The sequence below is a fragment of the Nitrosomonas halophila genome, assembly GCF_900107165.1.
Classification (GTDB): domain Bacteria; phylum Pseudomonadota; class Gammaproteobacteria; order Burkholderiales; family Nitrosomonadaceae; genus Nitrosomonas; species Nitrosomonas halophila.
Map to the genome: position 1 here is coordinate 1 of NZ_FNOY01000011.1, position 26,132 is coordinate 26,132.

Here is a 26,132-nt window from a genome sequence, read left to right on the forward strand (position 1 = left end):
TACTAAAAATGGCACTACATCACCCTGCAGAAATAATCGCTATTGATTATAAAAGAATTTTTTTCTGATTTAGAGCAAAAATGGGGGGTTTTGGGTGGTTTTGGGGGAAAAAGCTGCGAACTTGGGTTAAGTTGGCTTACGGTGTAAAAAATGGCTCTATCTCCCCCAAAACAATTCTACGTCCAGCAGGTGCGGCGCCAGCAGACCGTTTTGGTTCACGCTTCGATGGCAGAACTCAGGATGATTTCCTGCATGTGATGGTGGATGGCAAAGCATTTGTTGCCGGTGTCTCACCGGACCGCGCTGCGATGTGGAGCCGATCACTTCATGCGGACTATACTTCCAGCGAATCCTACAGGGCACTTTTCAAGTCGGGGTTGCTGCTCTCCGAAATGGAACAGATCGATATGCTGGTGACCGGGTTGCCGGTTTCGCAATATATGGATGAAGACAGAAAGAAAGCCTTGTCGGAATCGATGACGGGCATTCACACCCTCACGCCCAAACGAACCGTGGAAGTCAAGAAAGTCAAAGTCGTGCCGCAACCGATCGGCGGTTTTCTCGATTTCATCGCGAGAACCGATGAGGATATCGAAGACGCGAGAGTGCTTGTCATCGATCCCGGCTTTTTCTCGGTCGATTGGGTGGTAATCAGCAATGACGAAATTCATAAGCAGTCATCCGGAACGAGCCTCAATGCTTCTTCGGTATTGCTCGAAGAAGTTTCTCGGTTAATCGGCAAAGATCATGGCGCGGGTGTAAACATCGAAACAATCGAGCATGCCATCCGCCAGGAGAAATCATTCATTCTGGTTTTGGGTCAGAAAGTCGAAATCTCTCCCTATATCCAGGAAGCCAAGAAAACCGTTGGCCCGGTCGTTACCGAATCGATCCAGAAAGCGTTGCGCATCGAAAGCAAAATGGTCGACCTGATCGTACTGGTCGGAGGCGGCGCCGTATTTTTCCGGGAAGCGGTGCAGGAATCCTTTCCTCGACTGAGGACCATCATGACACAGGATGCCGTCTATTCCAATTGCCGTGGTTTCTGGCTTATGGGGGCAGCCTATCAGTGAGCAGCATCAGGATCGTTCTGACCATCAATCCGCATTTGAATCCAGAGCTTTTTGATGAACTGAATCGGCTGCCAACGAGAACGAGAGCCGAACGAGTCAGGACGTTGGCAACTATAGGCATAACCGTTTGCTCTGGCCAGATGGTTATGCCAAGCCCCCCGGAAAGTGATGCGGCCGATGCCAATCACATGAGCCGAGCACATGGAGAAAGCCGTGCAATCCGCGTAGCGAAGAAACTGAGCAGAGGGATATGATTAATCCATACGGCCCGGCATAGGCGCGCTGCATGCCGGGTCAACTTCTGGTCGGAACCGATCAAACAAGGCAAGGTAAACTCTTCATACGATCCTAGTTCTGCAGAACGGACACCGCTCGGTATATTTTTTCCCGGAATCATATATGAATCTGGCATCACAGGTGCGGCACTTGGCAAACATGACGATCTGTATGCCCACATCACGCGCGGCAAAGTAGGCCGCATTGATATCAAGATCGGTTGTATTGATCAGCTGGAAATCTTTCCAGGCATTCAGCAGGCTTTGGGGCGTCAATGACAGGTGATGTAATTTATAATTGGCAAGCGCAGGGACCGAAACACTATAGACGATTTTGTGGATGGATACGAATGCCGCTAGTTTTGCCGCTGAATCATAATCCTCGATAAAACTCAGAACCGTATCCGGAAGCCTGCCATTTTTGGGGCTGGCGCCATGAATTTCCTTCCAGAGCTTGCGCAAAATTCTTGTACCGAGACCCGTCAAACTTCTCACGATAGACAACCGCAACCCAGCAGCAATAAGATCACGCGCAATTTGCAGATTATCCAGATCGGCAAGACAAACCACTCAAGTTCTCCTGGTGGGAAGAGATACCACATATGTGGTCCGATAGGATTTTGGCATATTCATTAACTGAATCATTTCTGATTCTGATAACCTTATACCTAATAGGCTTACTCCTGCAGACTGAGCAAGCTCGCCAATTTCTTCCACACTCATCTCGGACAGCTTATCTAAAATAGAACGTGGAATACCGGACAGCAATTCTCCTGAGTTGGATTTAGCTGCGTCCCTGGCCATGATCAGGTACTGATAATTGATAGAAAAGATATCTTTCATGCTCTTTTTCCATAAATTGTTACCTAATTAGAATAATACTCTTTTAATATATGTTGTCAAATAATTTAATACAAAAGGAGCTATTTTGAACGCCGAGGAAATTGCCTTAAGGTTGAGGCAATGGAGGAAATCCATAGAAAAAACTCAGATAGAATTTGCTGAATTAGCCGGGATCAGCATCACCATCATCAGAAAATGCGAGGGTGGCAAGAGTATTCCAGGCGGCCAGTCATTGATTGCTTTCTCAAAGACAGGCGTCAATCTGCACTGGCTGTTGACTGGCGTCGGTGAAATGACCGCTCCGGGAGAGCCTGTTGACTTACGCCCGTTTCTTTTGAGATTACGCGCCCTGGAAGAACAAATGGTGGAACTCGACGATGAAAAATGTTCCGCCATCCTGGACGGACTCTCCGCCAGAATTCAGGAAGCGAGAAAGATGGCCGAACTGGAAAGAAAGATCATCGCCATCAGAAAAAAAATGGATGGAGAGGAGTAAGAGTTAATCAGCAAGCATAATGAATGGCAACAGGCAGGATTATGGATACACAGTCGATCGAAAAAGTATTTAACCTGAGTTCGGGATAAGAAAAGTAGAGGTGAGCGCCTACTTTTTGCGTAAGATTATGTTTTCCTACATAAATCTACCGTATCCAGGAGACGCTCATGGACAGTTTAACCGAACTTTTTTGCCTGATAGATGATTTTTGCCGCCAGTTCGAGCCTGCTTTAGAGCGTCATCTTCTGGAAGCAGGAGTAAAAAAGCGTAAGCGTTGCAGCGAATTGAGCTTGTCGGAGTTGATGACTTTGGCCATTTTGTTCCATCAGTTGCGCTTTCGCCAGTTCAAGAGTTTTTACCTGATTTACGCATGCGGTCACTTGCAGGCTGAGTTTCCGAAGCTGCCGAGCTACCAACGATGCGTGGAACTCCTGCCCCGCTGTGTGATTCCCCTGGCGGCCTTGTTCGAGGTGCTCAAAGGCCAATGCGACGGGATTTCCATCGCCGACGCTACTGCGCTCGCCGTTTGCGATAACCGGCGCATTGCTCGCCATCGGGTTTTCGCAGACAGCGCCAGGCGCGGCAAGACTTCGATGGGTTGGTTCTATGGATTCAAGCTCCATGTTATCATCAACTCGAAGGGCGAACTGATTCGCCTCCGGCTCACTGCTGGCAATGTCGATGACCGTAAGCCCATGCCCGACCTCTGCCAGGGGCTGTTCGGCCAGCTGTTCGCCGATAAGGGCTACCTCGCTCACTGGCTCACTGAGACACTGGCCCGGCAAGACCTTCAGCTCATTACCCCTCTCAAGAAAAATATGAAACCTGTGCCCCGCACCGAGTTTGAAAAAGCTATTTTGCATCGTCGTTCCCTGATCGAAACGGTCTTTGACGAATTGAAGAACCTTTGCCAGATCGAGCACACTCGCCATCGCTCTCCCTTCAATTTCCTCGTCAATCTGATGGCTGGTATCGTGGCCTACTGCTTGGACGATAGCAAGCCTACCCTGAACCTGACCAGGAATAATAGCTTGGCCAAAGCTTGAGGACTTATCCCGAACTCAGGTTATTTAGGAGTTGATCATGAGCACCATGAAGAGAAAAATCGAATCCGTGGCAAAAGTGCTGCTCTACCTCGTTATCGCTTCGTACATTATTCTGAATGCAGATACGGTTGACGCAGGCATGGTGGCATTCTATCTGGGATTGTCCGCCGTTATCTGGGCAGTGCTCTGGTTTCTGTTTGTATTTGTCAGGGATGCAATCATCGCATTTGGCTGGAAAAAACCAGAATTTTCACTTCCGCAGCATGAACGTGAGGATGTCGAAATGAATAGAGCCGAGGAAAGAAATGATGGTTTATCGTTAAATCTCTCTGACACGACAGATCCACATGACCCTTCTTTCCGGCTATTCGATAAATAGAGCATTTATGCCCTATGGCTGGATGATTCATTATTTGCCTTTTTCTCCTGGCACCTTCGGTATCAGATTCCGAATACTATCCATCTTTGGATCCTGAGGAGCTCCCTGCTGCATACGTTGTTGCTGAGCCTCAGGCACTGCTGCTCCTGGTACAGCAATAGACATGTCGATACCAGGCACTTTATCCAGAAGTTTCGAGCCGAGACTATCGGGCAGCGAACCTGCAGCGGCGTTACTTCCTGCGATCCCCGCAAGAGGCTGAGAACCAGGATCGGTCATTCTCACGGCTTTTTCCTGCAGCGGCCCACCCCGACTCTCCACATTGACGTTACCGGCACCCAAAGCCTGGATGACGCGCTCCCTGGCCTCCCCAAACCTTCCGGGCATCTCACTTGTAGCCATTCTATCCGGCGATACATCCGCTGATCCGGAAAAACCGGAAACAACATTTGTCGAACTGCCATGGAATGCCCGCACGCCTGCCGCACCCCCCATCATCTGTGACTGCTCGACGAAGAAGTGCCGAATGTCGTCCGGCGAATTGAACTGCGGTGCATTAGAGGACACCATTGATTCCATGTGTTCTTTGTAGAAAGTGTCAAGGAATGGCACTAACAGTTCAGGATTTTTCTCGGCCATTTCAGACACAGTCGATCCGTCGAAATTTCGACCGAGATAGGAGTTGTACTGTGTACTCATCCACCCCATGAATCGATGGTACATGCTCGCTTCAAACGCGCCCGAACTCTCCCTCAACTGGCCTGCCATTTCCTTGTAGGATTCTGATCGCTGGAGATGCGCTGTCGCCATATCGGCATGGGTTCGCGACTCGCTGAAGCTCGAACTGATTCCTTCCACCGCGCGGCGCGCCGATTCGTCTGACCGGTCAAAACTGGCGCTACGAATAGCCTGTTCGGCCCGGCTCAGCGCTTCGGAGTGCCCATCCTTTTGCAAATACCCCACGGCAGATTTCAAGGTTTGCTCTGCGCTGGCTGATGATCCGCCACTCATTCTTGCGGATGCCTGGACTGCAAGAGGCAGAAGCATATTAAGCGCTTGGGGATTTTTGATCAAAGCTTGTCCAATCCCAAGAATTTCTGCACTTTGTCCTTGGCTTAACCCATGATCCCTGGCAAACGTATTGGCGATCTCTCTCACTTCGTTCACGGCTTGCGAAAATCCGATCTGACTGCTGGTCCCAGTTTGGGTGCCGGTGCGTTCACTTATGCCATGAGATCTGGCAAAGTCGAATGCTTGCTGCAAGCCAGACGCATAGATTTTGGCGGACGTGACCATCTCACTGGCAGCAGCCGTCTGTGCCGATTCCGACTGTTGCTGAAAGGTGCTGGCCATGCGCTCGCCGAATGTCAGGCGCATGCTGGTATTGTGGCGGATCAGCGATGAGTCGAATGCTTCCTGACCGTTTGCCAGATGAGTCGTGATGATGCCGTTACTGCCAGCCGAATAATGAACCGGTGCACCCGTGCGAGTAATGGGTTGCGTGTTGTACTGCCACATGGTCTGATTGTCCACCCCGAGCTGCCCCATGCTGACGTTTCCCTGGGAGGCTGCCGCAGCAAAACGGGCGGCCTCCGCTCCCACCGGAGATCTCAGCACGCTGCTGAATGCGGCGGCGCCAAGAGACAAACCCTCAACCATCATCCAGGCGATGGTAGGAACGCCTACCGCAGCAATCATGCCGGCGATCGCCTGATCGGATATCATCAGATTGTTGAGGTAAGTGTAGGTCATCATCGACATGCCGCCGTGCGCCATTGCGTCAGCCTGTTTGGAGGAATACATCGTGACGATGAAATTCATGACGGCATAAAGAGGCGGCCAAAGCTGGATCCACAGCAGGCTTTTAGCGTACATCGCCAACGCCCGGATGCCGTAATGACCGAGTACGACCACGATCAGCAAGGCCAGCGGCGCCAGTGCGTACTGGACCATCTCGAGGATGTTCCGCATCTTGGGCATGACCTGCTGGCCGACCGCCGCCATGACCTTGTAGGATTCGGAAGTCGAGCGCAGCGCCTGAACTTCGGCGAGCGCTGTCGTGGCAGTGGCCGCATCTCCGATTTGGGCCGGTATTTTATACTGCGCATCCAGGAACTGATTCATCACCATACCCTGGCGAATGATTTCTGGCGCACTGGCGGCTATGCTGGTATAGAGATTGGCGGACGTGACAATCTGGCTTTGCGTCAGTGCCTGGCGCATGGCAAGCGGGACAGTCGGATTGAGCGCGTTGGCCAGATCCCCGATGGTCGAACCGACCACCGTGTCGATCTGACCAGTCAGAACAGCGTAGGCTTCGGGGCAAGTCTGTGGGTCCATCATGACGCCAGCAGGCAGCTCGCGGAGCTCGACGTAGCGGGCAATGTTTGTTCTGCCGCTGAGATACGCCCAGATATCCGGTTGCCGAACGATCTCGTGGGGCGGAACGAAACCAGTCGCAAATTCCGGATAGACGCACTCCCGAATGAAATCCATCATGTTGGCCGAGAGGACGGGACTGCCCGACCTGGCCATCAATATATCGCGGATCACCCTCGCGCCAAAAAGCGTCCCGGAACGGCGGAACTGCACGTCGTCGGGAAGCGAAAAGACTGTCTCGAACGATGTCGTCAGCCAATCTCCGATCTGACTGACACCACCGGCCAGCAGCGCCATGCCAAGCGGCACATTGGCGACTGGCTGCGGATTGGGATTGGCGCTGGTGCGATCGATCACCAGCACGGTCGCCTTGGGTACCAGCAGCAACCCATGCAGGAAGGCAAGCATGATCACCCAGCGCCACATATCTTCCAGCTGACTACGTCCGGCCAGCACCGCAATGGTTATGGAGATGAGCGCCACAATGGCAAGCAACCGCACCAGCCCCAAAAAATCGGAGCTGTTGGTCAGGGATGCCACCGCATTGAACAATGCGATCAACTCGTCTGTATTCCAATAAGAGAAGACCTCGAAGTTCACGCCCGCTCTACTTCAGATCGATGTTGGAATTGAACAATGCCAAGGTATTGCGCAGATCGTTCGACACCGCACTCATCATGGTCTGGTTGATGAGTTGGAGGTTTCTGGCTTGCTGTGCGATTCCGATGCCTTTCTGGTAGGCATTCGCCACACTGTCGGCCATCTCCTGCTGAACCACCCGGGAATCTTCCTGAAGTTTTTCGATATTCTTGACGGCAACGGCATCCTGCAACCCGCGCGCATTCAGCAACGCCTTATTCATTTCCCTGAGCGCTGCCGTCATGAAATTGGAAGCGACCTCGGTCGCAATGATTTCCGAATATTCATCGAGCGCAGCCGAGGAAAAAGGCATGGAGGCCGCCATCGACAACAGTTTCCAAAGTGGCGTGGCCGATTGTGTCAGAAAAAATTTCTCCGTATCACTGAAACCCTGGGGTGCGCGCGTATCGATGTTGCCAATGCCTTTTTTGACAATTTCCCGGACACGCCAGGCAAACGGAATGATGTTGACACTGTCTTCAACCACATTTTCGCAATCGTTGCCCGCGCAGCGCCACACCGTAATGTTTTTGCCATGCTCCGCAACATTGCCGATCAGATCCTTGAATTCGAGCGTTCTACCAAAATAATGCAATTGCGGCACTTCGTTTCCTGTCTCTCCCGTGCCCCTGACGATGACTGTCCCGACCAAGCTCATCATCAGCTCCTTGATGTGCTCCGGCGCGTTCAGGCTGCGCATGGCCTCCCAGGCAACGTTGCCTGGATTGAGATAGGCCTTCAGTTTTGGATCGGCATTGGAGGCGTCCTGCAATGTTTCCTTTCTCGCGGCAAAGTCGCTCATCCAAGACGACAACCCATCCAGGGAATCATTGAATTTGTTGAGCATCGTGGCACCGTTGCTCTGTGCATTGATCTGCTCCTTGGCTTGCTGCGCCATCTGCGGCAGCGGCGTCATGCCAACGAGTGCCTCCGCCGCTCGGCAGGAATTCATGTTGAGCAAGCCGTTCGCATTTTGTGCGACATGCTGCAGACTCTTGAGCAAATCGGCCAGATCCGGCGAAATGGACTGCACGGCGATCATGAAGGCATAACCCAGTGCGTTGTTGGCGATGTTCTTCAGCAACGCCGTAAAACGGTCCACATTGATGTACGAGAACGAGCCCGCATGCAAATCGATACCGCCACAACCGGCCCGAAAGGTCGGTGGCGCAAGGCTCGCCAACTGATAGCTGACCATTGGGGTACGCATATAAATGGATCCACCGCTATAAAACGATCCGGTTTGTCCCTTGACTGCCTGGGGTGTCGTGACGTTGCCGTAAACACCCATTGCATTGAACCAGGCATTCATATCCGCGCTGATGTTGGAAAGCGCGGGGTTACTCGATGCTGCCAGAATCAGAGTCAGGATAAAACAGGCTTTGCGCATGGGTCTCTCCAATCATGCCATCAATAGGCATCACCCGGCTGGGTCGAAGTCAGAATATGAATCCGCTCGATCATCTCCTGCGACGAAATCACGCCGGAACCCAATGGCACCAGCCGCTTGTCGCGCACATTGCCCAGCACCATCAACGGCACTTCCTCCACACCCAGCCTTGCAGCCAGGCCATTGTCCCGGCGCGGTGCCGGATACCGGGGCAACCCAGCTCCATCGAGCGATACCGGGAAAATCGTGATCCCGTGCGTTTGACTCAGCCAGGCAAGGGTTTCCGACATGACATGGCAGTATGGACAATCCGAACGAAAGAAGAAGAAAATCCCCCACTCCTTGCCGAGCTTCTCCAGTGTATCCATTCGGACCGCCCGGCGCGTCTGTCGATGAACATCGAGTGCCGCATTGTTGACCGGGCGCTTCAATTCATAATTGAGCGCCGGTGTCTGCCAGATCACCCGCCGCCAGACATCGGAGAAAACAGATGCCATCTCCATGGAGTGATTTTGCAAATCGATGTAGGCCGCTACATTCTCTGGAGTGGGCTCCAGAATGGCGAGCGCACGTCTGCCCTTCAGCGCCTTTTGCAAGGCCTCCAGTTTTTGAATGGCCCGTGCCTGGGGTGTAGCCGATTCTTCGGAGGGTTCGGAACGTTCTTCCGGTCCAACCTCGCAGTACCAGATGAATTTCGAGTGGTCGCAATGCCAGGCAGAGGGATAGTCTATGCTGGAAGCATTCGCGAACGCCCAAGCAGAAAACGGAAAGAACAGAATGGGAATAAAAAAAATCATCTCATTTCGCTCCCATGCGCAGTCTGACCCACTCGGTCATATCCGGAATGGGGGCACCCTCGACAGCATTGCTTGGTTTTTTCACCAGACTGGCCGCGTTGAGTACGGAACATCGGCAAGAATCCGCCAGCTGCTGCAAGGCGATGTCGATCCTGATCGCCTGTGCCTGGGCTTCCAGCATGGCGGATTCATCCTGTCGTTTGGCGAAGGCTGCTGCCGACTCGTTGAACAGGCTCGCGACATCGACCGTCACAAATCGTGGAAACGGATGCGTATAAATCCAGGCACTACCGACGATGAAGCTTGCGAGCACGCTGAACACCCAGGTGATGACGAACCCTTTCATGACGGATCACAGCTCCGCTGCAACAGTGTCTCGATCGCTTCGGCCACCGACATGCCTTGCCTGGTCAGGGATTTGATGGCCTCATAGTCCTGGGCGCGGGTCGAATAAAGCATCATGGAGAATGGATCGAGTATCAGGCGTCCGACACCGGACCCCAGCGGGCAATGCACGTAGATTTCCGAATACAAACCATGCTCGGTCGTCACACTGGCCATCTGACGCCGGGTCCACTCATTGAGAGACAGCTTGCCTTCCTTGCCCAGGCGCTCGATGGATTCCGGTTTCTGCCGAAGCAAAAACAGCCAATCGGCATTCTCGATCATGGCACGGGTCGCATCGGTCTTGTAGTAATCCTCGACCGATTGCGTGATGGTGCCGAACGCACCCCCGTATTTTCGTGCACGCCGGTAGCCCGCCTCGATGAACGAGGCGCTGGCGCCCTGTCCCATCAAATCCCACGCCTCATCGATGATGACGAGCTTCTTCAATGATCGATCCAAATACATCTCCTGGGTGATGCGGTACATCACCAGTTGCATGACGACCGACTGCAGATTTTTCTTGGACTTCAGCTCCTCCAACTCGAGCACGATGAGATTTTTAGTGAACGCGATGTTCGCTTCCCCTTCGAAATAGGAAGCATAGATGCCATACCGGGTATAGGGTTCGAGCGCTGCCGCCAGGCGGTGCATATCGCGCACGTTCTCTTCGTTCTCCGAAGGCTCGTTCGATTTCAGAAAATCATAAATGTCGGTAATCGTGGCTGACTTGCCTTTCTGATCCCACACGCGCTTGATCGCGGAGACCAGAATGGAGTAGCTGTAATTGTCCAGTTTCTCCTGCGGGCTGGCCATTTGGGCGACCAGCGGGAGCAGCAGCTCCATATCGTGATTGATATCCATCACCATGGAGAACGGATTGAGGCATAACCGGTTGCGCCGCTCGTCGGTGAATTCGATGAATTCACCCTCCAGCATTTCACACAGATTCTTGTAGGAGCGGCCGATATCGATGATCCATACCTTGGTACCCGTGCCCAGATAGCGAAACGCCATCTCATTGACCAGCACCGATTTACCCGAACCGGACAAGGCCGCGACGGCAAAATTGAAATTACCGCTATTGTTGTCGAAAAGATCGAATGACATGATCTGCCCGCGCCGGCCAAAGAGCGTCAGTATCGGTGTCCCGGTGCCTTTCCATTCAGCGATCAGCGGCGCAGTCATCACCGCATTGTCCGCTGTCTTGGTGCCAACCCGTCCAAACACTTTCAGATCGGCCTGCATCGCCTGGGTCAAGGTACAGGGCAAGGCCGCGACGAGTGCATGGTGCTGGAGATAGACGTCCTTCGACAGATCGATCCCGCGCGCCTGCCAGACCGCGCGCACGGCATGCTCGCAGCGCGCGGCATCCTCCCTTCTGGATACCAGCGTTACCTGGTGAAACATCTGCACGACGTTTCTGCCATTGCTGAACGCACGCAACACCATATCCCAGTCCCGTTTACGGTCCTGCAGATCGGGCTGGAACCGTGCCATGACGGACGATGCCGCTTGTGTTGCGCGCGCGGCTTTCATCTGCGCCTTGGTTTTGGCACTTTCGAAATCCAGAACGATGGCGCCCATCGTGATCATGAATGGACAGGGAATCGCAAGAGAGAGCCGAAAGTAATCTCCAATCAGCGCATCCATGTTGCCGAGCCGGAAATACTTCGGATACTGCATGACCGAGAAACATTGCAAGGCCGTCTCCACCCCGCCGTTCTTCCGAAACTTGATGAAGCTATCTGCGACCGCCGAGGCAACCTCGGTGTTTGAAACCTGCTTGCGGATCGGCAATGTCTCGTCGTACTCGATCACTTTGCGCCGCCTGCCGAGCATACGTTCATGATCAAAAAAATCGGCCACGAAATTGATCAGGTTCGAAGGCTCCCAGTCCTTGCCGGGCAGCAGCGAAGAACGCAAGACAGAATGCACGCTTTCCCGGATACGGATCGCTTCTTCGACATCTGTCACGTTCTCCGGATCGAGCGGCAAGGTAATCGATATGACGCACTGAAAATCGCGCAAGAGATAGGCATGATTGGAGAAAAATGATTTACCGGTACCACTCAGATAATGATCGATGCGGCGGCGTGACAACCTGCGAAAGGTATTCTGGCTGCGCGACCCACCAGGTTCGGGGTCGATGGGTAGGAAAGTCGACTGTGTTCGCAATACCGGCAGAATATGCGGACTGGCGTACAGGGAAATCTGTATGCCAGTGCCTGCCGGACACGAGAGAAACAAACTGGTCAGCACCCTCTCCATTTCTTCATTGGATCCGGTCTGCGGATGTGTCTCGATGCAGAAACCGAGATTTTGCATCGGTTTCTCACTGAATGCGCCCTGATCCAGCACGAACAATTTCTCTTCTGGCAGCCAGGACGAATAGGGAAGCATGCCGCTCAGGCGCGGAATGGTCGAGAGCTGTTCAAGCAGTTTGCGAGGGACCGCATCGGCGGGGTCGAACCGCTCGCCCAGAAATATCGTTTTCAGATTGGCCAGTACACTCAAAACGGATCCTCCAGATCGTACATGTCCTCTCGTGGAAGAGTGTCTGGATACTGATTCTGTGGCGGGGCAGCGGGAGCAGTGAAATGACCGCCCGGCCATCCCGTCTTCTTGTCCTGGTGGCTGGCATCCTTGCCGATTTCACCGGTTTTCAAGGTCGTGGGGCGATACCAATCGATGATGCGCTGCCGGTTGTGTTCGACCATCCAGCGGCCATAATCCGCCACCATATAAAGATAGGACTGATCATGCAGATCACCGTCCGCATCCTCCCAGGGCGCCAACCATATGCGCAGTATTTTTGGCCTGGTATGGACAGGCTCACCAGAAACGGGCGTTTGGCCGACGATGGAAGGCGATGCGCGCGTGATGGAGAACGCTGCAGGCAGTGTCTCATCAATGCGCGGTTTTTCTGCCTGCGCCTTCACGGCAGGTTGTTGCAGTCCTGGCAGATTGTCCTCGACTGCATTGGCGTAGACACCTGACAACGACGAGCAGGAAATCCCATCAGGGGCCTTGCACGAGAACTTGCTCTGGCTGTCCAGGCCGGATAACGTGGAACAGCCACTCAGCAACAGTACGGCCAGAAAGTCCGGGTGCCGCTTCAAGGCCGGGCTCCTTCGGTCAATAGTGCTGCTATTTCAGCAGCAGACCGGTACCCCTGCAGCAGGGTGCCATCCTCCAGAATCAAGGTGGGGGTAGCGTCGATGCCAAGCCGCCCGGCAAGCGAAATATTTCGCGCAATCGGGTGCTCGCAGTCGCTCTCATCCGCACTTTCCGGCAGCTTACCTTGGTGCATCAATGCCTCCCACGCGGCTACCCTGTCCTGGGCGCACCAGACCCGGCGGGCCTTATCCCATGCATCGGGATGCAATTGCGCGATCGGGAACAGGTAGGTATAGATGGATACATTGTCCAGCTTCGGCAATTCATTCTCCAACTGCCTGCAATAGGGACAATCCGGATCCGAAAAAACGAACAACTTGCGCTCGCCCCGGCCCCGGACAACTTCGATGGCATCTTCGATCGGCAGTACCGAGACATCGATCCGGTTCAAGGTTGCCAAAACGTCTGCGGTCAAATCCCGCTGCTCGGCCATATCAAACAGATGACCAAAAATCAGGTAACGAGCGCTTGGATCGGCATAAGCGATATTTTTGCCCATGACAACCTCGAAAAGACCCGCTATCCGGCTCTCATTCACGCGCGTGATGGTCGTTGCGGGATATAGTGTTCGCAGGCGTTGCGCCACCTCGGTTGCCGTGTCCGTCGCCTGAACAGACAGGCTGACCACCATACCCAGAACCCAGGCAATAGGTCTTGTAGCCATACTTTAACCTTCCTCTTCCATGATTCTGCGCGGCTTTCCGCGCAACGCGCCAAAATCCACCAAATCCTGTTCCGGCCCCAACTCAAATTCAATCCCCTTGGTCAGCACCACTTCCACGACCCGCCCCGCATCGATTTCAATGACCGGAAACAGTTGCTCCGCCAGGCGGATGTAATACTGGGAAACACGGTCAAGCGATCGCCCGATTCCCGCCCCAAGCCCCGCCCGGAACTGATTGGCCGTACCCGAAATGGTGCCGACTGTGCCCAACGGACTGGTGCTGAACGATGTCGCGCTTTGCTGCAGGCCACGCCCGATGCCAGAAATGATTCCTGTCATGAGCGCATTGGCGATGACCTGGCCCTGTTTGCTGATCAATCTTCCGCGCAGCCCCGCCTTGCCATCCTCGCTCACGATATAGCCCTTGGCAGCGAGGTCGATGACCGCTCCGTTTTTCAACGTACAGGAAAGCGATTCTAGTCTGAGATAAGCACGCTCCGAACTGATATCGCCGAAACCCGAGCCCAGCATGAAGCATTCCTTGAGTTTTGCCCGGTAACGGTTGGGCAGAAAGGCGTTGTCCTGGACTCTCAGCAATACCGGCATCGGGTTGTTCTGTGCCTGACCACCCGTTGGCGCATCCATTCCGCCCAGCAGAACGGCCCGCATGAAAGTGCCGGATGGAATGTAGGTTTTGTGGCTTGCAGGCTTCTCCTCACCATCAGTCATGCTGGGCGAGGTTGCGATCTGGAATACGGCAATCCCCGGTAGGGGTGGTATCGCCGATTCAGGAAGTGGTTCCGGCAAATACGGTTGGGGCGCGGGCATGTGAACGACTTTCTCAGGCTCCGGCACACTGGGTTCCGGTGGCAATGGCGCTGGCAGCGGTGCGAAAAAATTCCCGGGTTGAATGGCTGGTTCGCCTGTTTTTCGTTCCAGCTCGGTAATTTTTTGCCGCATCGAGCGGATGATTTCATCCATTTCCTTCAGTTGCTGCGAGGATTGCGTCATCCAGATTTCCCGTGGATCAATCTGCGCGCCGGGTGCCACGATACTTCTGGTGCCAGAATTCTGCTCCATAGCCTGCGGAAGCATCGGCTCCTGCCTGTCCCACAAATAAACCCCACCAAAAACCAGTGTAAAAAATACTGCCGCCAACATGCCAAGCAACAGATACTGCCTGGATCTGACGGAAAGATTTTTCAGGCGATCCGTGTAATCCGGCCCGTTGGCGTTACTCATCAGTCCGCTCCAGGATCACATATACATCCGAGGTTTCGGCAGGACTCAGCACCGGACGCTCGACCGATACCGCAACCACCCCTTGCCGGTACAGTTCCCGCTCGTCGATCACCATCTGCTTGCTGGAGATATTCGTCAGGCGGTACTTTTCTCCCCTGTAAGGCCCTTCAACCAATTTGGTGAGCACGAACATCGCGTCATGCCACAATGGCACAACTCGATTGGTTGATTGGGTTTCCATGATGGCTTGCTCCGAATCCAGCGCCAGCAACATATGCTTGATCACGCGATTGCGTTCCATGTCCTTCCCCGCCATCGACGCTTTTTGCGGTGACCGCCCCTTGATCACGATGGTATCCGAGGGCGTATCGATCACCGACAGCAACAGTTTCCAGGTTCGGTTCGATTCGTCTGAAACAAAAGCACTGATGTTGGGCTTGTCGGTCGCGGGTTTGAGATAGGCGGCACCCGCATCCTGGTCGGCGGTCACGGTAAAATCCCCCTCGGCACCGTAAATCCGGCGGATACGAGTGCCTTCCACGCGCATAAGTGTCGGTTCATCGCGGGATATTACGGCATGCATGGTTTCGTCCGGATCGCCTTCGAGTATCTGCGCGCCATACGCATCAAGACTGCTTAGCAGTAGCAGCATCGATATCAAACAGATTTTGCCGGTTCGTTTCCCTGAAATCTGAAACATATAGTTTTCCATTGAGATATTTGAAACCGATCATGAACGTGGCATCACGCTCGCCAGCCCGCTTGTCGGATACCCAGGTATGCAATTTGCCGTTGAGCGCCACCCGCAGATGCCGATCATCGACGGTAATGTCCTGCACCGAGAATTGCGAGGAGGCCTGGTTTTTCTTGAGGAATTCAGAGCGTGACGCCATTTCGGCTTGCAGTCGTCCAAATTCGGAAGGTAGTGCGTATTTGAGAAACAGTTCATTCTGATAATTCAGGCCGGAAGGCGTCACATTGAGCGCGAGTCCCGCATACCAGTAAGCCATCTCCTCGAGGTATTCCCTGGAAACCATGCTGGATGAAACCCAGAAGCTTTGCTTGATCTGGGGTGGCACGAGTATGGTGCGCGCTTCTCCGATCAGGTTGCCAATCGCCATGGCTTCTATGAGCGCAATCAACACCAGCACGGCCGACAGGATACGCATGAAGCGAATTTCCTGCGTGGCATTGTCCCGCTCGAGGAGGTAACGCTTGAATAACATGTTCACCCCAGAAAATAACGTAATCCGGAAGGCGGCAAAGACTTCGGCTGGATAAACAGACTACCGGGCAGCCACCAGTAAAGCACATGAATGGCGAATCTCGGATGCCTGCCAGCTTTCATCCGGCCATAAAGCCAAGCCGCCACGGGACCGAAGATCAGCCCGGCCAAGGCCGCTCCGATGGCTAGCCCCACACCAAAAATCATGACAGCCAGCACCAGTTGGTCGATTTCCCACCAGAGAAAGCGTTCCCGGGCGTCGAGCGACGTCGGGATATAGCCAGTTTCATCGCCATTCATGATCGGCTTTCCTAGATCGTTGCGGTCATGATGACTTCAATGATTCCCGGGGTGAATTGCATGAATATGGCAAACCCGACTCCTGCAAGGATCGGAATGGGATTGACCCGGGCTATCGATATGATGCCGCCCAGTGCAACAGCGGCCACCGAGATGGCCTTTCCGCCAAACCCCAGCACCAGGTCTCTAAAAAAGTCATACAGCGCGTTGAACGACGTACCCGTCGTCCCCGCAACCGCATCACCGGCGACACACAACGATACGAGCAATAATAGGTACACATAGATTCGTTTCTCAAGTCGCATCATGCACTCCTGATTTCAATGTTTGATGACAGATAATGGATTTCACCAGCCAGCCGAAGCCTATCCCCAAAGCAATCCCGCCGATCTGCGTCTGAAAGTCGTTCTCAAACAACGCGCCCGGCAGCAAAACGCCCATTGCAATAAAAGCCCCGGCAATAGTCATGTCCCTGATCGCAGCTTTCGTTCGAGGAATTCTTGCGCCAGAATCGATGTTTTCATTCATCTTGATTTTCCTTCTCAATGATTAGAATCTCGACGCGCCGGTTGCGTGCGCGTCCCCGCTCCGTGTCGTTCGGCACCAGATAGCAGCAACCACCCCTGGCAATGATTTCCAACGGATTCTTTACGCCAAGCCGCTCGATCCAGGCAGCGACTTGCTTTGCCCTTGCATGGGCGAGTTTCTGGTTGTAGGCCTTGTCACCGGTACTGTCGGTATAGCCCGTAATGCGAATGCGATCGTCGTCTCCGAGCGCCTTCAGCAGATCACCCAGCGCCAGCGGCAGATCGGGATTTTGCTGGTCGAAACCGAACTGCACCAAGATGGGCCGGGAAGAAGTCTGGGGCAGGTCCGTTCGATGTGTCTGATCGATGGCAGAAGTGATCGCCATCCCTTGAATGGGAGATTTACCAGTTGTTAGCGGACAATTGATGCCCACCTCGCAGATACGCCAATCCTCATCGAACCAGGCAATTTCGTGGAAACGTATGACCTGTTCTTGCTGCGCCCAGACAGATTTCGGCTGTGGCCGCAGCGTGCAGGCGACAAGCGAAACGAGCATGGCAATCAAAAGCACGCGCATTACCGTCGCCGCCCGATTCGATCGAGAGCCGCCTGCACTTTGCGGGCGTAACGGATACGCTTGTCGGGGGATTTTGCGTTGTAGGCCCCAATGGCGTTCCAGTTGTAACCGAGTGCATGGAAATTGTTCGCCAGCACCCAGGCCCCGACAAAAGTGTTGATGCAGGGATCAAAAAGCGCCTGCTCGTCGATGCCGTATGGGCCGAGTTTGCCAAGCCAACTGCTATTGATCTGCATGTGGCCGATATCCCGGCTGCCGTTCCGGTTACGGTTGACCGCCCGATGGTTGCCATTGGATTCGACCATGGAAATCGCTTTCAGTAGATCCGGATGAATCCGGTAACGCTGTGACGCTTCCTGGAAGCATGCCGCCTGGGCGCACAACGGAAACAGCAGGATCGATATCAGATAGGGTTTCATGACCAGAATCGTACAAACAAAGCGCACACGAAATCCTGGCCAAAGCGATACAAAACTGCTCTGTTTCGCGATTAAATACGTTTTTGCAGATTCGCCATCCATATCCAAAGCGAATAGGCCATCAATACCAGCATGGTGGGCGCGCTCAATGCTGGCAATGGCACCGGCACAAACAGCCAAACAAACAGCAAAACCGATGTCAGCAGGAAAAGGGAAGCGCCCACTCTCAGGCGCAGCGGGCTCTGTGAGACGAACATGGTCTTGCGGATCTCCCGCACATACAACCCATCGGCGGATGCGGCCAGCAACAGCGGGAAGACGAGCAACCCCCAGATCACCAGCGAATACATCCGGTACGCAAAAACATCGATCCACAGCAAAGTGGTATAGATACGATCGAGCAGCCAGCTGTCGATTTCCCGGCCACCATTCAACCAATCAGCGGCTTTTTCTGCTTCCTTGGAAAAATCGATCATAGCCAGGGACGATCTGGATACTATCCACTGGTTGGCCATGTCTCCCGCCCAATGAACCATTTGCTGCCGCTCGACAGCGCGTGTCTGTTCGACGATCTGCTTGGGAAGCCATACCCAGGTTGCCATCAACCCGATCGAGAAGAGCATGACAAGAATCGTACTCCAAGGGTTACGCCGATAAGTATTAACCATCTGTTATCCTCCCAACGCTACGTTAAAGGTTTTATAAGTTAAATAACGCGCGCGCGTTACGCCCTCAAAAACAGTCAAATTCATACGCCATTACAATAAGTTGGAATTACCACTGGTAGCTGAAACCACGTATCACCGGTAGCTGAAACCACGTATCCATCCACAGGCAACGGTAGGTGAAACCACGTATTGCACTAACTTGGTGAACCACGAATCAATGCACTCACCAAACGTTTGACGTTGCGTGTATAGAACGACACGCGGACATTCGCCAACCGGCTTGCCTTCGATACGCTGAAACGGTATTCGGGTAAATAATCGGACAGGGCGATCTGTTTGATGGATTCGTGGAATTGTTTGAGCAGCATCTTGCTACCGCTTTTCTCGTGCAGCAGCGGCAGACCGATCGACCATTTCGCTTGATGTCCGCAGTGTTTGCGGGCCAGTTCATACAGGCGGCGCGCAAGCGGCTTGCGCAAACGGAAGTAGTCCGGGTGGATGGTCAACACTTCAAATGCCTGCACGGCGTTGTAAAGCCACTCCGAGAGCGTGACTTCGACCGCGACCATGCGCTCATTGGCCGGTGATTTTTCGATGATCTTCCAGCGGTCTATGATGCCGAATCCCTCACGGATGCGGCGGCCATTTGTCCTGATATCGGTACTGATCATGGTGCCGCGCAACCGTTCGAAGGTTTCATGCAGTCGCTGGTAGTCGTCACCACTCACGCCGCGATTGGTTGCCACCAGAAAATCGTGCACCGTGAAGCGCACAGCTCGCAGCCTGGCATCCTCACGGCCCCGGTTGAGGGCCTCGTTCAGTTGCGACACGACGTAGATCAACACGTCCTTATCGAATAGCGTCGCTCTTCCCAGCACACTGGGGGTGACTTTGATCGACTTCGATCCATCCTTGCTCACCCATGACCAGATACTCAGATCGGGCTTGGTCGATAGCGTGAAGATCGGCGCTTCCATACTCGCGCTATCGTCCTTCAACGCATAATCGATCAGATCGGCAAGGAAGAATGCTCGCCCTGGGTGACGGACTGGAATCAGTCCTTTGCTCGATGCGGTGGGTGAATCATTTTCTACGTTCTCGGTGGAATGGTACTCGGGGGGATTCAGCTGTTTGCTTCTCTGGCGCAGTGCTTCGATTTTCCGCACCAGCAAATTCTCGCTGGCGGTTGATGCGGAAATTTTTTTATCCCGTTCCATCTGCGCTTTTTAGCAAAAGGCAGGTGGAAAACGTGACCGAAAAGCAGCCCGATGGGTAACGTTTCGGTGATATTTTCAAGCACCGGTCCGGCATAATAGCAATTGAAACTCACGAGGTTGAAAAACCAACATGCCAAACGATTGCTGGATATACGATGGCCCGCCAGATTATGTGAACGTCAAGTTACCGCCACTCCATCCGTCGGAAGGCGGTGGATATATTTTGCTGTTCTGCCTGGATAACGGCACGATCCGGTTGTTTTCGAGCTGCAATCCGGGCAGCTGTGTTTCCAGTTGGAACTATACGGTTAGACGCTTCGGTCTACCGGGAACCACGAAGGTGTTGGTATCGAAGCCTTTCTTGCGCTATACGGCTGTCAGAAGACAACTGGGCGAGTCCTTGAAGCCATACAAGGACAAACAAACGGATGCCTACCGGATCGACGAGGACACACTTGCTCTCGAAGCGGGCAAGGTCTTCGCGGCGGTTGAAGCGCTGGCGGGAGAAAATGTCTGACGTTCACGATTTCGACAATCCCTGGCGCAAAATTCACGAGTGGCCGATGGCTTGCATATGGTTCGGGACCGCTGGCATGACTTATCTCGTTGCCTACACGACGCCTGTACCAATCGGATTGGGCACTGCTCTGGCTGGTTTTTGCGCCGTTATCGGGCTCTATCGAGGTATTCAGGCAGGGAAAAGATACCGCGATATTCACCGCATCCATCTGTCCGAAAAACAGTTCATCACGATACCGAAAGTCATCAAGCTTGCCCAGCAGGCGATCAGGAAGCGCAGCCTATGGCTTGGCAGCGGCTTCCAGTGGTCGGATATCGAAGCAGGCAGAATGCATGCCCTGATTGGACGCGGCATTGCGAACCAGTTCGGCAAGGAGATTCTGCACAAGGAAGGTGCCTACTGGCTGCATGGGTTGGCGCCAGAAAAACCATTACATGCGGATATCGAAAATCTTGTCGGCCACACGCTGATCGTCGGCACGACCAGGGTCGGCAAAACCAGGCTGCTCGATCTGCTCATCGCACAGGCAATCGTGCGCCAGGAGCCGGTCATCATCATCGATCCGAAGGGAGATCACGGGCTTGCCGATAATGCGCGCCGAGTCTGCGAAGCGATCGGACAACCGGATCGTTTCGTGTTCTTTCACCCCGCCCATCCGGAACGCTCGGTCAGTATCGATCCGCTACGCAACTGGAACAGAAAAACTGAACTGGCTAGCCGGATCGCGGCGCTCATTCCATCCGAGACCGGTGCCGATCCATTTACCGCTTTCGGTTGGAAGGTGCTGAACGACATCGTGAACGGGCTGATCGCAACCGGCACACGGCCTAATCTGGTGCAGTTACGAAAGTATATCGAGGGCGGGCCGGACGAGTTGCTGTTGCAGGCATTGCGCCAGCATTTCAAGCGCCACATCCCAGACTGGGAATCGAAAATCAACCGGTTCGTGAAGCAGTACAGGGGGAACCAACCACTCGCCTATACCAGCTTTTACAAGGAAGTCGTGAGCCATGAAGCACAATCGATCGATCTGGATGGCTTGATCTCGACTTTCGAGCACAATCGTGAACACTTCCAGAAAATGATCGCATCACTGATCCCGATCCTGTCCATGCTGACGAGCGATCCGCTCAAAGAACTACTGTCGCCAGATTTCCAGCCAGGACACGCGCGCAACGTCACCGATGCCGCAAGAGCGATCAATGCGGACAGGGTATTGTATATCGGGCTGGACTCGCTTGCCGACGGCACAGTCGGAAGCGCCATCGGATCACTGCTGCTCGCCGATCTGACCGCTGTTGCGGGAGACCGCTACAACTATGGAATCGAATCGATGAAACCCGTCAATCTATTCATCGATGAAGCGGCCGAGGTCATCAACCAACCGACGATCCAGCTGATGAACAAAGGTGGCGGAGCACGCTTCAGGGTGACGATCGCGACACAAACCTTCGCGGACTTCGCCTCGCGCCTGGGCGACGAAAACAAGGCTCGGCAAGTATTGGCCAACACCAACAACAAAATCGCGCTTCGGGTGCTCGATTCGGAAACCCAGCAATATATCGCAGATGGTATACCCAAAATCAAGGCACGCACCATGTCGGTCATGTACGATCACGGCATCAATGCCGAGATGAACGATAACAATGCCGGATACCGCGAACAATCACGAGAGGAAGAAGCCGACCTGATCCCCCCTGCCCTGCTCAGTGAATTGCCGCCATTGCATTATTTTGCACGCTTGTCCGGCGGGAGGACGATCAAGGGGAGGATACCGATTTTGAGGTAGTTTCCAGTGGATTGCTGGTGGCGACCCTGGGTATCAACTTGTATGTACCGTTTCATGCCAATCACGCTCTAGCTAGCGTCATAATATTTATATCACGCAGTGTCCGCATGATTCACCCTTTGCCCGTCTCATCGGAGCGCGCTACTGCACAGCCGTCATTATTGGATAGCACATCACTACCGGCTGATTCTCCAGATTCGGATTAAAGGCGCGTTCCAGCTGATATAGAAGTTGTTGACGTTCACTAACTCGAACATTGGTTTGCTAATGGGAATGTCGCCTGCAGCCATATCACACGACAAAGCGAGCGACTGTTCCCACCACGACACCCCATACTTGTAATTCCTCGTGCTCCTGGAAACAAATGGGTGGATAAGCTGGATTCTCAGCGTGCAGTTCGATGATACCGTCACAAGCATATAGCCGCTTTACCGTATATTCGTTATTAATCACCGCGAGGACGATGTGTCCGTGCTTGGGTTCAACCGACCGATCCACCACCAGCATATCGCCATCGTGAATATGTGCTCCTGTCATGGAATCACCAACCACATGAAAGAAGTACGTTGCGACTTTATTGCGTACCAGATAATTATTGAGATCCAGCCCTTTTTCTACATATTCCTCTGCAGGAGAGGGAAATCCAGCGGAAATGCGATGCTGTAGCAACGGTAAGATACAAACAGCAGGATCAATTGCGGCTGGCTGCAGAAAAGGCAGCGTCGTTGTGCTAGAACGATCAAATGGTACGATGGTTGTCATAGCGAATGCTTTAGGTCATGATGGGAATTACAGTATAAAGCACTCATTTGGCGAATAACAATGTAACGATATGTGCGGACGATTTGCCTTAGCTTACCCTCGTTCCAAACTGATAGACTGGTACCATGCAGCATCGATGCCAGACATCGAGCCGCGTTATAACATCGCGCCCACGAGCAATATTCTAGCGATTCGTGACAGTGGAAATGGCTTGGAAGGAACGATAATGCGTTGGGGACTGATTCCCCATTGGGTCAAGGACACGAAGAAGCTGCCGCTGCTGTTCAATGCACGCGCAGAATCGCTAGCAACCAAACCCATGTTCAAACATGCCTTCAGAAGGCAACGCTGCCTCATCTCTGCTTCGGGCTTCTACGAGTGGAAACTGCAGACAGGCAGCAAAAGCAAACAGCCTTACTATATCTGCGCCAAAGACGGTCCACTCTCCTTCGCAGGATTATGGGAAACCGCGACAGTCGATGAAGTCACAATCAATAGCTGCACAATCATCACCACAGAAAGCAATGCCTTGATGCGCCCCATTCATGACCGCATGCCTGTTATTCTTCCACCCAAGGTATGGGATGCCTGGCTGACGCCTGTCCAGCAACCCGACGACACGCTTTTATCCCTTCTACAACTTTCTGCCGAGCCAATGCAATTATGGCCAGTATCGCCTGCGGTGGGACGGACGAGTAATCAGGGAGAGCAGTTGATTCAACCGGTCAATGAATGAGTTCATCCTCTCACTCACCTCATGGCGCTGATAATCCGCTGGAAAAACTACAGGGATCGGTCGAGCGGGTTACCTTCCATAGCGAGTCATCTGGTTTCTGTGTCTTGCGAGTCAAGGTCAAGGGCCATAGAGAACTCGTCACAGTGATTGGTTCAGCGGCTTCTGTCACGGCTGGTGAATATATCGAATGTTCAGGTTTCTGGGTCAATGACCGACAACATGGTCAGCAGTTTAAAACGGTTTCTATAAAAATCGTGCCGCCTACTACTTTGGAAGGGATCGAGAAGTATTTGGGATCTGGCATGATCAAAGGCATTGGCCCCCATTTTGCCAAAAAACTCGTGAAAGCCTTCAGTGCTGATGTGTTTGATGTAATCGAACTCACACCGGAGCGGTTATTGACGCTACCTGGAATTGGCAAAAAACGGCTAGAACGTGTTACCAGTGCCTGGTCTGAACAAAAAGTGATCCGGGAAATCATGGTGTTCTTGCAGTCGCATGGCGTGAGCACCTCACGCTCTGTGCGTATCTACAAAGCCTATGGAGAACAGGCCATCGACAAGGTGAGGGAAAATCCCTACCGACTGGCTTTGGATATTCGCGGTATCGGTTTCAAGACGGCTGATACATTGGCACAGAAATTGGGAATCGCACCAGATTCTTTGATCCGCGCACAAGCTGGGGTACGCCATGTTTTGCAGGAATGGTCAAACGACGGGCATTGTGCTGCAGTACGGGAGACATTGTGTACGATGGCGGTCAAATTACTGGAAATACCCGCACCCGTTATTGATGAAGGGATAACTGCGGAGCTCAATGAAGGCAATCTGACAGCTGAAACCATCGATCAACACGAGACCGTCTTTCTTACTCCGCTTTATAGAGCGGAAGTAGGATGTGCCAATCATCTGCTTCGCCTCAATCAAGGTAAAGCCCCATGGGGAGCCATTGATGCTCAAAAGGCTATCCCGTGGGTCGAAGAACAAACCGGGCTAACTTTATCAACCTCCCAGCGTGCAGCAATAGAATTGGCGCTGCAGCATAAAGTGACGGTCATCACGGGTGGACCAGGTGTGGGCAAAACTACTTTGGTTAACAGTATTCTGAAAATTCTTACCGCCAAACATGTCAACATTGCCCTATGTGCGCCTACCGGCAGAGCAGCCAAGCGGCTTTCTGAATCCACAGGGTTAGAAGCCAAGACCGTCCATCGACTGCTGGAATTTGATCCTGCCATTTTTGCCTTCAAGCATAACGAAGAAATTCCTCTGGCATTGGATTGCCTGGTAATCGATGAGTCATCCATGATGGATGTAACGTTGATGAATCAGTTGTTAAAGGCTGTTCCTTCCAATGCAGCATTATTGATTGTCGGTGATGTGGACCAACTGCCATCCGTTGGCCCCGGTGCAGTATTGGCAGATATTATCGACTCGGGGAAAATTGCAACAGTCAGGTTGACTGAGATTTTCCGGCAAGCGCTAACATCTAAAATCATCACTAATTCGCATCGGATTAACCAGGGTCATTTGCCACAATCCGATAGCTCTCAGGCATTGAGTGATTTTTATTGCATTTATGCAGAAACGCCAGAAGAGATTTTTACCAAATTGATACAGGTAGTGCTCGAACGGATACCGCAACGATTTAATCTTGACCCGGTGAGTGACATTCAAGTACTGACACCGATGAACCGAGGAGGTCTAGGCGCACGTTCGCTTAACATTGAACTGCAGCAACGGTTAAATGGGTCGAGTGAGCCAAAGGTAACTCGCTACGGCTCAATTTATGCGCCGGGAGACAAAGTCATTCAGCAGGTGAACAATTACGATAAAGAAGTATTTAACGGGGATATTGGTTCAGTTGTTTCTATCGATGTTGAAGAAAGCTTGTTACAGATCAAGTTTGATGATCGCACCGTGGATTATGAATTTAATGAGCTGGATGAAATTTCCCTGGCTTACGCTATCAGTATTCATAAGGCGCAAGGCTCCGAATATCCGGCGGTGGTTATTCCACTGGCGATGCAGCATTACATGCTTTTAGAGCGGAACTTACTCTATACAGGCGTCACCCGTGGCAAGCAGCTGGTTGTGATCATTGCACAATCCAAAGCATTGGCCATGGCGGTAAAGAGCCAACGCTCACAACGTCGGGTAACCAATTTGACCTCCCGACTTCAACAATTGGTTGAAAAAAATTGAGGGCAACGATATATGCGGTGCAGGCAATCGACACTAAGTCTAGGTGCAGGTCGGTCCGTCCGCCGCCCGCAGGGGTTCCTGGGAGAGGTGCGCAAGCTGGCCCACGTCGCACACATAGCTGCCCACTGTGGTGCCGTTTTGGTGCAAGGGTGACTACTCCCATCCGGTTTTCTCGGGACACCCACTCTGGGAATCTTGGATCGTTTCTGCCGGTTTCCCCACCGCCGTTCACCACCGCTCGGTTTCTGGGGTGGTACTCGGAATTAGCTCGGCAAAGCAAAAAGTAACCGATTGTTTCAGATCAGAAAAGCCAGAAAACCGACCCATCAAATACAGCTCATTTTCGGAATTGGTTCGGCTTACTCCAAGCACATCAACACCAGCTGAAAAACAGGTAAGG

At 53.0% G+C, this 26,132-nt stretch carries 28 protein-coding genes; 8 read left to right on the forward strand and 20 right to left on the reverse strand.

The features are described from left to right. Positions 1-131: 131 nt before the first annotated feature. The gene (locus BLV85_RS04045; protein WP_218132776.1) at positions 132-1,073 is read left to right on the forward strand and encodes a ParM/StbA family protein; all 942 of its coding nucleotides are present in this window, start codon (positions 132-134) and stop codon (positions 1,071-1,073) included. 338 nt (positions 1,074-1,411) lie between these two features. Here BLV85_RS04045 and BLV85_RS04055 read toward each other — a convergent pair whose 3' ends face one another. Together BLV85_RS04055 and BLV85_RS04060 are read right to left on the reverse strand one after the other, a co-directional pair. Further along, complete coding sequence (locus tag BLV85_RS04055) at positions 1,412-1,918, reverse strand: FlhC family transcriptional regulator (protein WP_090412394.1); 507 nt, start codon at positions 1,916-1,918, stop codon at positions 1,412-1,414. Continuing rightward, entirely contained in the window at positions 1,919-2,191 is a 273-nt protein-coding gene (locus BLV85_RS04060) for a hypothetical protein (RefSeq protein WP_090412397.1), read from the reverse strand. Positions 2,192-2,276: 85 nt separating this feature from the next. Here BLV85_RS04060 and BLV85_RS04065 point away from each other — a divergent pair, with 85 nt between their 5' ends. The 3 genes from BLV85_RS04065 (at position 2,277) to BLV85_RS04075 (ending at position 4,112) form a co-directional block, all read left to right on the forward strand. Then, entirely contained in the window at positions 2,277-2,687 is a 411-nt protein-coding gene (locus tag BLV85_RS04065) for a helix-turn-helix domain-containing protein (protein ID WP_090412400.1), read from the forward strand. Between the two features lie 167 nt (positions 2,688-2,854). Further along, positions 2,855-3,733 (forward strand): IS982 family transposase, encoded by an 879-nt coding sequence (locus tag BLV85_RS04070; protein WP_090412402.1) that lies wholly within the window; start codon positions 2,855-2,857, stop codon positions 3,731-3,733. A 37-nt stretch (positions 3,734-3,770) separates the two neighbouring features. Continuing rightward, entirely contained in the window at positions 3,771-4,112 is a 342-nt protein-coding gene (locus tag BLV85_RS04075; RefSeq protein ID WP_090412404.1) for a hypothetical protein, read from the forward strand. A 30-nt stretch (positions 4,113-4,142) separates the two neighbouring features. Here BLV85_RS04075 and BLV85_RS04080 read toward each other — a convergent pair whose 3' ends face one another. The 17 genes from BLV85_RS04080 to BLV85_RS04160 all read right to left on the reverse strand — a co-directional run bounded on the left by BLV85_RS04080 (position 4,143) and on the right by BLV85_RS04160 (position 19,721). After that, positions 4,143-7,091, reverse strand: a complete 2,949-nt coding sequence (locus BLV85_RS04080; RefSeq protein ID WP_090412405.1) for a conjugal transfer protein TraG N-terminal domain-containing protein — start codon at positions 7,089-7,091, stop codon at positions 4,143-4,145. Between the two features lie 7 nt (positions 7,092-7,098). Beyond that, complete coding sequence (locus BLV85_RS04085; protein WP_090412407.1) at positions 7,099-8,520, reverse strand: conjugal transfer protein TraH; 1,422 nt, start codon at positions 8,518-8,520, stop codon at positions 7,099-7,101. 20 nt (positions 8,521-8,540) lie between these two features. Next, on the reverse strand, positions 8,541-9,317 hold the full coding sequence (locus BLV85_RS04090; protein WP_090412408.1) for a conjugal transfer protein TraF: 777 nt from the start codon (positions 9,315-9,317) through the stop codon (positions 8,541-8,543). A 1-nt stretch (position 9,318) separates the two neighbouring features. Beyond that, on the reverse strand, positions 9,319-9,663 hold the full coding sequence (locus BLV85_RS04095; RefSeq protein WP_090412410.1) for a hypothetical protein: 345 nt from the start codon (positions 9,661-9,663) through the stop codon (positions 9,319-9,321). Continuing rightward, positions 9,660-12,218, reverse strand: a complete 2,559-nt coding sequence (traC, locus tag BLV85_RS04100) for a type IV secretion system protein TraC (RefSeq protein ID WP_176973919.1) — start codon at positions 12,216-12,218, stop codon at positions 9,660-9,662. Before traC ends, BLV85_RS04095 begins: the two co-directional genes overlap by 4 nt. Then, positions 12,215-12,823 carry a type IV conjugative transfer system lipoprotein TraV gene (gene traV / locus BLV85_RS04105; protein ID WP_176973920.1) on the reverse strand — a complete coding sequence of 203 codons (609 nt, stop codon included), beginning with the start codon at positions 12,821-12,823 and terminating at the stop codon, positions 12,215-12,217. Before traV ends, traC begins: the two co-directional genes overlap by 4 nt. Beyond that, positions 12,820-13,545, reverse strand: a complete 726-nt coding sequence (locus BLV85_RS04110) for a DsbC family protein (protein WP_090412417.1) — start codon at positions 13,543-13,545, stop codon at positions 12,820-12,822. Before BLV85_RS04110 ends, traV begins: the two co-directional genes overlap by 4 nt. 3 nt (positions 13,546-13,548) lie before the next feature. Further along, positions 13,549-14,787: a TraB/VirB10 family protein gene (locus BLV85_RS04115; RefSeq protein ID WP_090412419.1), complete on the reverse strand. Its 1,239-nt coding sequence runs from the start codon at positions 14,785-14,787 to the stop codon at positions 13,549-13,551. Then, positions 14,780-15,439 (reverse strand): TraK domain-containing protein, encoded by a 660-nt coding sequence (locus tag BLV85_RS04120; protein ID WP_176973921.1) that lies wholly within the window; start codon positions 15,437-15,439, stop codon positions 14,780-14,782. Before BLV85_RS04120 ends, BLV85_RS04115 begins: the two co-directional genes overlap by 8 nt. After that, complete coding sequence (traE, locus tag BLV85_RS04125; protein WP_090412423.1) at positions 15,414-16,013, reverse strand: type IV conjugative transfer system protein TraE; 600 nt, start codon at positions 16,011-16,013, stop codon at positions 15,414-15,416. The genes BLV85_RS04120 and traE overlap by 26 nt, the downstream gene beginning before the upstream one ends. A 2-nt stretch (positions 16,014-16,015) precedes the next feature. Then, complete coding sequence (gene traL / locus BLV85_RS04130) at positions 16,016-16,312, reverse strand: type IV conjugative transfer system protein TraL (RefSeq protein ID WP_090412425.1); 297 nt, start codon at positions 16,310-16,312, stop codon at positions 16,016-16,018. 11 nt (positions 16,313-16,323) lie between these two features. Then, positions 16,324-16,620 carry a TraA family conjugative transfer protein gene (traA, locus tag BLV85_RS04135; protein WP_143032284.1) on the reverse strand — a complete coding sequence of 99 codons (297 nt, stop codon included), beginning with the start codon at positions 16,618-16,620 and terminating at the stop codon, positions 16,324-16,326. Then, positions 16,607-16,840, reverse strand: coding sequence for a hypothetical protein (locus tag BLV85_RS04140; RefSeq protein ID WP_090412429.1), 234 nt, complete (start codon positions 16,838-16,840; stop codon positions 16,607-16,609). The genes traA and BLV85_RS04140 overlap by 14 nt, the downstream gene beginning before the upstream one ends. Then, the gene (locus tag BLV85_RS04145; RefSeq protein ID WP_090412431.1) at positions 16,833-17,417 is read right to left on the reverse strand and encodes an OmpA family protein; all 585 of its coding nucleotides are present in this window, start codon (positions 17,415-17,417) and stop codon (positions 16,833-16,835) included. The genes BLV85_RS04140 and BLV85_RS04145 overlap by 8 nt, the downstream gene beginning before the upstream one ends. Then, on the reverse strand, positions 17,417-17,836 hold the full coding sequence (locus BLV85_RS04150) for a lytic transglycosylase domain-containing protein (protein ID WP_090412433.1): 420 nt from the start codon (positions 17,834-17,836) through the stop codon (positions 17,417-17,419). Before BLV85_RS04150 ends, BLV85_RS04145 begins: the two co-directional genes overlap by 1 nt. Positions 17,837-17,907: 71 nt before the next feature. After that, positions 17,908-18,504 (reverse strand): IncC plasmid conjugative DNA transfer DtrJ family protein, encoded by a 597-nt coding sequence (locus BLV85_RS04155; RefSeq protein WP_090412435.1) that lies wholly within the window; start codon positions 18,502-18,504, stop codon positions 17,908-17,910. A gap of 194 nt (positions 18,505-18,698) precedes the next feature. Beyond that, positions 18,699-19,721: a replication initiator protein A gene (locus BLV85_RS04160; protein WP_090412437.1), complete on the reverse strand. Its 1,023-nt coding sequence runs from the start codon at positions 19,719-19,721 to the stop codon at positions 18,699-18,701. Between the two features lie 130 nt (positions 19,722-19,851). Here BLV85_RS04160 and BLV85_RS04165 point away from each other — a divergent pair, with 130 nt between their 5' ends. Together BLV85_RS04165 and traD are read left to right on the forward strand one after the other, a co-directional pair. Next, the gene (locus BLV85_RS04165) at positions 19,852-20,238 is read left to right on the forward strand and encodes a hypothetical protein (protein ID WP_090412439.1); all 387 of its coding nucleotides are present in this window, start codon (positions 19,852-19,854) and stop codon (positions 20,236-20,238) included. Beyond that, entirely contained in the window at positions 20,231-22,030 is a 1,800-nt protein-coding gene (gene traD / locus BLV85_RS04170; RefSeq protein WP_090412440.1) for a conjugative transfer system coupling protein TraD, read from the forward strand. The genes BLV85_RS04165 and traD overlap by 8 nt, the downstream gene beginning before the upstream one ends. A gap of 291 nt (positions 22,031-22,321) precedes the next feature. On the opposite strand, the gene BLV85_RS04175 is transcribed toward traD, so the two are convergent. Then, entirely contained in the window at positions 22,322-22,792 is a 471-nt protein-coding gene (locus tag BLV85_RS04175) for a LexA family protein (RefSeq protein WP_090412442.1), read from the reverse strand. Between the two features lie 70 nt (positions 22,793-22,862). Here BLV85_RS04175 and BLV85_RS04180 point away from each other — a divergent pair, with 70 nt between their 5' ends. Both BLV85_RS04180 and recD2 read left to right on the forward strand, forming a co-directional pair. Further along, complete coding sequence (locus BLV85_RS04180; protein WP_090412445.1) at positions 22,863-23,528, forward strand: SOS response-associated peptidase; 666 nt, start codon at positions 22,863-22,865, stop codon at positions 23,526-23,528. Continuing rightward, positions 23,525-25,732, forward strand: a complete 2,208-nt coding sequence (gene recD2 / locus BLV85_RS04185) for an SF1B family DNA helicase RecD2 (protein ID WP_090412448.1) — start codon at positions 23,525-23,527, stop codon at positions 25,730-25,732. The genes BLV85_RS04180 and recD2 overlap by 4 nt, the downstream gene beginning before the upstream one ends. Positions 25,733-26,132: the final 400 nt, after the last annotated feature.

Coding starts and splice junctions, on each gene's coding strand:
- BLV85_RS04060 (WP_090412397.1), bottom strand. CDS start 2,191: ATGAAAGATATCTTTTCTATCAATTATCAGTACCTGATCATGGCCAGG.
- BLV85_RS04070 (WP_090412402.1), top strand. CDS start 2,855: ATGGACAGTTTAACCGAACTTTTTTGCCTGATAGATGATTTTTGCCGC.
- BLV85_RS04075 (WP_090412404.1), top strand. CDS start 3,771: ATGAGCACCATGAAGAGAAAAATCGAATCCGTGGCAAAAGTGCTGCTC.
- BLV85_RS04085 (WP_090412407.1), bottom strand. CDS start 8,520: ATGCGCAAAGCCTGTTTTATCCTGACTCTGATTCTGGCAGCATCGAGT.
- BLV85_RS04090 (WP_090412408.1), bottom strand. CDS start 9,317: ATGATTTTTTTTATTCCCATTCTGTTCTTTCCGTTTTCTGCTTGGGCG.
- BLV85_RS04095 (WP_090412410.1), bottom strand. CDS start 9,663: ATGAAAGGGTTCGTCATCACCTGGGTGTTCAGCGTGCTCGCAAGCTTC.
- BLV85_RS04110 (WP_090412417.1), bottom strand. CDS start 13,545: ATGGCTACAAGACCTATTGCCTGGGTTCTGGGTATGGTGGTCAGCCTG.
- BLV85_RS04115 (WP_090412419.1), bottom strand. CDS start 14,787: ATGAGTAACGCCAACGGGCCGGATTACACGGATCGCCTGAAAAATCTT.
- BLV85_RS04120 (WP_176973921.1), bottom strand. CDS start 15,439: ATGCTGCTACTGCTAAGCAGTCTTGATGCGTATGGCGCGCAGATACTC.
- traE (WP_090412423.1), bottom strand. CDS start 16,013: ATGTTATTCAAGCGTTACCTCCTCGAGCGGGACAATGCCACGCAGGAA.
- traL (WP_090412425.1), bottom strand. CDS start 16,312: ATGAATGGCGATGAAACTGGCTATATCCCGACGTCGCTCGACGCCCGG.
- traA (WP_143032284.1), bottom strand. CDS start 16,620: ATGATGCGACTTGAGAAACGAATCTATGTGTACCTATTATTGCTCGTA.
- BLV85_RS04140 (WP_090412429.1), bottom strand. CDS start 16,840: ATGAATGAAAACATCGATTCTGGCGCAAGAATTCCTCGAACGAAAGCT.
- BLV85_RS04145 (WP_090412431.1), bottom strand. CDS start 17,417: ATGCGCGTGCTTTTGATTGCCATGCTCGTTTCGCTTGTCGCCTGCACG.
- BLV85_RS04150 (WP_090412433.1), bottom strand. CDS start 17,836: ATGAAACCCTATCTGATATCGATCCTGCTGTTTCCGTTGTGCGCCCAG.
- BLV85_RS04155 (WP_090412435.1), bottom strand. CDS start 18,504: ATGGTTAATACTTATCGGCGTAACCCTTGGAGTACGATTCTTGTCATG.
- BLV85_RS04160 (WP_090412437.1), bottom strand. CDS start 19,721: ATGGAACGGGATAAAAAAATTTCCGCATCAACCGCCAGCGAGAATTTG.
- BLV85_RS04165 (WP_090412439.1), top strand. CDS start 19,852: ATGCCAAACGATTGCTGGATATACGATGGCCCGCCAGATTATGTGAAC.
- traD (WP_090412440.1), top strand. CDS start 20,231: ATGTCTGACGTTCACGATTTCGACAATCCCTGGCGCAAAATTCACGAG.
- BLV85_RS04175 (WP_090412442.1), bottom strand. CDS start 22,792: ATGACAACCATCGTACCATTTGATCGTTCTAGCACAACGACGCTGCCT.
- BLV85_RS04180 (WP_090412445.1), top strand. CDS start 22,863: ATGTGCGGACGATTTGCCTTAGCTTACCCTCGTTCCAAACTGATAGAC.
- recD2 (WP_090412448.1), top strand. CDS start 23,525: ATGAGTTCATCCTCTCACTCACCTCATGGCGCTGATAATCCGCTGGAA.